The sequence below is a fragment of the bacterium genome (assembly GCA_040755795.1).
Classification (GTDB): Bacteria; UBA9089; CG2-30-40-21; order CG2-30-40-21; family SBAY01; genus JBFLXS01.
Genome location: JBFLXS010000248.1, coordinates 1 through 5,928 on the forward strand (window position 1 = coordinate 1; position 5,928 = coordinate 5,928).

4 protein-coding genes are annotated in these 5,928 nt (G+C 37.2%); all 4 read right to left on the reverse strand.

The window, feature by feature from the left end; genetic code table 11:
* Nucleotides 1–308 precede the first annotated feature (308 nt).
* A complete protein-coding gene (locus AB1414_13880) occupies nucleotides 309–1,103 on the reverse strand; it encodes a type II secretion system protein (protein ID MEW6608511.1) in 795 nt (264 codons plus the stop codon).
* A gap of 39 nt (nucleotides 1,104–1,142) precedes the next feature.
* Entirely contained in the window at nucleotides 1,143–1,625 is a 483-nt protein-coding gene (locus tag AB1414_13885; protein ID MEW6608512.1) for a hypothetical protein, read from the reverse strand.
* Nucleotides 1,626–1,628: 3 nt separating this feature from the next.
* A complete protein-coding gene (locus AB1414_13890; GenBank protein MEW6608513.1) occupies nucleotides 1,629–4,064 on the reverse strand; it encodes a hypothetical protein in 2,436 nt (811 codons plus the stop codon).
* 88 nt (nucleotides 4,065–4,152) lie between these two features.
* A complete protein-coding gene (locus AB1414_13895; protein MEW6608514.1) occupies nucleotides 4,153–5,487 on the reverse strand; it encodes a tetratricopeptide repeat protein in 1,335 nt (444 codons plus the stop codon).
* Nucleotides 5,488–5,928 lie beyond the last annotated feature (441 nt).

The following is a 5,928-nucleotide window of genomic DNA, read 5'->3' on the forward strand; positions in this document are numbered from 1 at the left end:
AAAACCAGGTCCTAACTTTTTATGGACATTAATACAGGCATTAATAATCCTATCAGTTAACTCTTCTTTTCTCCACTTCTCCATCTTCTCCCTTTCTCCTTATTTTTATCCTACCTGAACTCTTACGAATTTTTTTGTAAGATGATTAAACAGATTTTTTTAGTAAGCGGATTAAACGGATTGAGCGGATTTTTTTTATTTCTTTTTCCGCTAAATCCGTTAAATCCGCTTACTAAATCCACCCGTTTACTATTAAAAATCTGCTCCCTTAATTTTCTACCTGCACAGGTCGATATTTTTTGCTAAGGTTAAAGACTTGGAGATAATCTCCTTAATGTGATTATGTCTGATTGTAATCGTGATTGTTGATAAAACGGTGTATTAGTCCCTTTTGATTTACTTCTGCCTCCCTCGGTAATTACATAGACGCCCATAGATAGACTATTTACTGGAGTAGTTCCATTTCCGGCATTATCCCAATACTTAAATTGTAATCCTGGAGTTCCTAATCCTGGAGTTAGAGTTCCTAACATAATATTAGAGGCAACTATTGCGGTCGTCATACTTCCTACATAAAAACAAGTCCAGCTACCATTTAGTGGGTTATTATCTCTGGTATTTAATGCCTCATATTTTTCTTCTCGCAGTTCATTACCTTTTTCCACACCTTGCTCGATTAATCTATATCGATATATGTTCCAGACAATTGTATCAGTTCCCACATCAGGATTCAATCTCATCACAATATCACCTTTTTGGTTAGTTGAATATGAAATCAGGCTCATTGTTCCATAGGGTTGACTTTCAAATTTTACATCGTCTATTACTTGGTTATCCAATATCTGATATGCTCCTCTTATTCTTGCGGTTAACCACGATACTGCACATCTGGCATTTTGTTCAGCAATCATATAATTAGCCTGGATTTTCATAGAGTTTTGAGCAGAGATAAAGAAAGGAATTAGCAGGATACCGACTAAAATTCCCAATATTCCCACAACAATTAATGTCTCAATTAGCGTAACGCCTTTTTCTGTTTTTATATGTTTTCTGGAATGGTTCATTTTCATCATTTTTTCTAAATTTCCCATTGCTAATTTCAAACAGCTATACCTCTCAGGTAATTATCTTCCTGTTTTCACTCAATGCGTTCTAACACTAATTGTTCCACTATTATTATAAAGGCATCTTGTCAAACTAATACTCCCGAGGGAACTTTGCATATCAATACCCTCCTTTGGGTAAGTGACGGAAACTACTATTTCTTTATAATCAGAGGTTGTAGTGGGTGTGGCATAATCATCATAGATGTCATTATGGTCAGTTACCGTAACTTCTGGAAGATATGGTTTCTTTTCTCGAGTAGTGACCGTTCCAAATAAAGGTGGGATGTTTATCGTATATGTGCCTGTAGTCGTAATCCTTTCATAAGGTTGAGTTAATATCCATTCTAATCTTTCAATCGCAATTTGTCTTGCCTCGTTCTTTGTTTCTGTCATTATCTTACTCTTTGCGAATTGGAGTTGGAGGAATAATATCCCCAGTATTCCTATAATCAATACCGCAAAACTTATAACTAATTCTATTATTCCTATTCCGTTTTGTTTATTAAATATTCTGTTCATTTTTTACCACCCAATATCTTCGACAGTCTTTGATTTCATCAGTATCTTTTTATCACCTGGATAAGAATTAATTGATACATAAGCAATCATTTTCTTTATTACCGTGTTTTCTAACATCGGGACGGTCGAGGTAATTTTCAGGAGATGTCTGCGTCCACCGCCAGGCAGAGAATTTGTATTCATAAAAATAAGGGCTCCTCTTTGACTCGGTTGAATTATATTATCCGGGACACCAAAATCCGAGGTGCCAAATACTGCCGCTTGATATCCATCACTATCGACAAACGGTACCGGCGGTGCCCAGATTCCATAGACATCGTTGCTCCCCATTGCCTCATTAGTAACTTGGTTAACATTAGCCCACTCTGTTACATAGTGGGATAGATCATCAGGGGCCGGCGTCGCAAGTATATCATTACCACTATATAAAATTTTTGAAGGATAGGTTGAGCCTCCCGTCTCTCCCCAGACAAGTTCGTTTTCTCCATCATTATCAACATCAAGCCACATAGCTCCTGAGAAGGTATCCAGGTATTGTCCAAATGTATTTCCAGGCGTGAGAATCTCACCAATAAAATTAACCTCAGGCTCACTCGTAATGGCATCATCATCATTATTAATATTAAAATTGCCCTGTGTATAAGGAATTACCATCAAAGATCCTAAATCAGTTCCTGCAACAATAGTATCATTTTTGTTATCTCCATTACGGTCAATTACCAGTGGAGCATGATGACTCACCAGTCTTGCTGGATAGCCCCACTCTTCTGAATGAAAATAGTTTGTTACACCAGGATTAATATAGTTTGCTCTTATATTTGAAGCCGTTCCCATCGCTCCCATCGCTGTGTTATCATCTGGATTAAGTATATACATCCAATCACCAACCTTGTCGGTCTTTCCAAATCCTCCATCTGGGTTATTTTTGTCAATACCATTACCACTGCCACCAAAAAAGAGTATTTCCGGATCGCCGCTGTTATCTATATCCGCCAGACCGAGTTCTGGTTGAAGTAATCGTAATGCCATATTTGCATCTACCCAGCCGGTCTCTTGTGAAGCCAGTACTTTTCCATCATCCTTATCAAGAATAAAAATTTTACCTTTTACCCAGCGAGCGGCTGTTACATCCCTTTCATCATCAAGTCGCTTTTGTATAATGTCTTCTCCACAGCTATTAATAACCTTTCCATAGACGGCGAAGGCGATGACTTCGTCACCAGCCGCCGCAGAGTTCACATTCACAGGTATTACATCCGCAAACTTTGGCTTGGAAACAAATTGGTAGCGGATATGAGATTCTTTACCATCAAATTCATCTCCAGTTGATTTTCCATCATATATCCACCGGACATCGCCCTTATCGTCCAGGGCAATTACATATCCGTCACTTGAAGTTAAACCCATAATGTGGAAATTAGAGAGGTTTGCCCAACTTGAGGGCTCCTCACAACGCTCATTAGGCTCCTTATGGGCAGTTAGAACAATCATATCATTTTGTCTAACTAATCCCCAGGTTACATCCACGTCGTCATCTACCGTAATATCCCATTCTCCCTCATTTCCCACATAGTGATGGATAAGCGAGGAATTTAGCTCTACTTTGCCATCTGGAGTAACTTGATCATTATCAAAACTCGTATACGGATTGCCGGTTAATGCATCATAGGCATAAATAAAATTTGGTTTGTAAGTGCTATAGGCTTCGTCTAAATCCTCAACCGGTATATTCTCTGGATTAGGGGGGGGGTGTATGTTAGAAGTAGCAACGATTATTACTTTCTTTCCATTTATTTCTGTTATTAAAGGTGCACCTAAAAGGGTGTGGTTTGCTTCCTCCGGCTGCGGCAGAGTAATGAATGGTTTCTCGCCCTCGACTTCATAGTATCCATCCCCGGTTGAAACCACTTTGTATATCTTTCCATTCTGTGTTGCGACATATATCTCCGGGATTCCATCATTATCAACATCCGCAATTACTGGTTCACCAACTATATTACCTGGTTCGTCTGGTAACTCTAAGACAGTCGTTCCTTCTTTTTCCGGTTCCTTGGTGGCGGCTCTTTCTATGGTCACTGTTCCTATTACTACATCTTTCAATCCTTGATATGCGACGGTGAAGACATAAGAATAAGTGCCTGCAGATGCATAATCATTTATTCCACAAATCTTTTCTAAGATATCTGGTATGCCGTTTGGTGGAGTGGCCTGGCCCTCAAAATTTCCATCCTCTCCCCATAGGACTCGCCACAAACCCTGACTCATACCACTTTCAGATAAAGGTTGGGTAAATTTACTTTCCATACTGCGGTGGAACATTTTTAAATCATATCTAATGAGAGATATTAAACCTAACCCTAAGGCTAATAAAAAAGCAGATATAAGGATTACCGTAATCAATGAAAGTCCTTTTTGATTTTTCACACAAACTTTTTTCATTTTCTCGCTCCTCATCTTTTAAAATATATAGCACTAATTACGCAATGACATTTCCCTTTTTAAATTATACCATAAAATATAATTATTGTCAATATATTTTTTTAATTATTTCTTTAATAATTTTTGCCTCCGGGAAGTTGGGCTGTCCTTGAAGGACTTTATTCAAAATTTCTTTTGCCTTAATATTATTTCCTTTTTTATAATAAGCCAGACCAAGATGATAAGTAATCATTGGTTGAGTTGGAGCAAGCATAGCGGCCTGTTCTAAATTAGCGATTGCCTCGTCATATCTGGCTAATTGATAATACACCCAACCGAGTGTATCAAGGGTTCCTGCGGAATTAGGGGCTAATTTAACGGCAGTTATAGCTAAAGAAAGAGCAGATTTAAGATTAGTTCCTTGTTCTGCATAGAGATACGCAAGATTATTATATGGTTGTGCAAAATCAGGATTAAATTCAATTGCGGCTTTATAAGTGGTTATTGCCTCTTCATATCTTTTTTCAATCTCATAAATTATCCCTAATCTTAAATATACCAGAGGTAATTTTGGGTTAATCGCTAATGCCTTTTTATAGGCATCTATTGATTCTTGATACATCTTTTGAGTAAAATAGACATTGCCCAGATGTTCATAGCCAGGGAAGAATTTTGGTTCTATGTCAATAGCCTTTTTAAATTGAGTTACCGCCTCTTCGGTTTTTCCTTGACTAAAAAACGCTGACCCTAAATAATCATATCCAAGAGGATTATCCGGCAGTATTTTTATTACCTGACTAAATGTGGCAATGGCATCATCATAAGAACGAATCTCCATATAAATAGAGCCGAGTCTAAGGTAGGCGTCAGAATTACGGGGTTCTATTTTAATGACTTTTTTATACTCATCAATTGCCTCGTTTTTTCTTCCTTGAAGATAATAAAGATTGGCTACATTATAGTGGGTATTTGCAGAATCAGGATTTAATTTTAGAGATTTTTCAAATTGAACTTCTGCGGCTTTTAGATTCTTTTCAACTAAATATATATTGCCCAGCATATTATGTACTTGTGGATTTTCAGGCGAGATATTTTGAGCTCTATTAATTTTTTCTTTAGCAGAACTAATATCATCCTTTTGTAGGTCAATTGTGGCTAATCCTAATAAGGCATCTACATATTCAGGATTAATCTTTAATGCCTTTTCAAATTCTTCAATTGCCTGGATAACCAATCCTTTGCTAAAATATCTTATCCCTAATTTATAATGAGCATCAGCAGAGTCAGGTTTTTCCTGGACTTCTTTTTTTGCTATCAGGATTTGGTCATCTTTGAGTATTTTCTGTGCCTTCGCTGAATCTTTTATCCCGCCGGATGTCTTACTACAACCTTCTGGTGTTTGAGAGATGAGAAATAATAATATCAGACCTATTTTAATAAACATCTTTTCCTCCTGAAAATAGGAAGTAGAGAGTAGAAAGTAGAGAGTAGAAAGTAAAGAAAACCTCACTCCTCACGCTTATCTCTTTACCTCCCACCTTCTATCTCCTACCACTATTTTCATCCTCCTTTGTGTCCACCCTGTGGACATGTCCGTTTTGAAGTAACCGTTCAGGTAGTCCTTTACCGCAGAGACGCAGAGGAACAGAGAAAACATAGAAATAAAGTAACTATTCAGCCATTGATTAACACGGATTAGCACGGATAAAAAAATAAAATCAGTGTTTCATCTGTATCCATCTGTGGCTGAATAGTTATCAATAAATTTTAATTTTTTCTCTGCGTCTCTGTGTCTGTTATGTAAAGTGTCAAGCTTTTTTTTATTTTTTTACTTAAGAAAAGACTCTACGACTTATCTCTATAACTCTACACCTTATTTTTGTTT

Bases quoted from the DNA above. Each gene is read 5' to 3' on its own strand.
- AB1414_13885 (MEW6608512.1), bottom strand. From the start codon at position 1,625: ATGAACAGAATATTTAATAAACAAAACGGAATAGGAATAATAGAATTA.
- AB1414_13890 (MEW6608513.1), bottom strand. From the start codon at position 4,064: ATGAAAAAAGTTTGTGTGAAAAATCAAAAAGGACTTTCATTGATTACG.
- AB1414_13895 (MEW6608514.1), bottom strand. From the start codon at position 5,487: ATGTTTATTAAAATAGGTCTGATATTATTATTTCTCATCTCTCAAACA.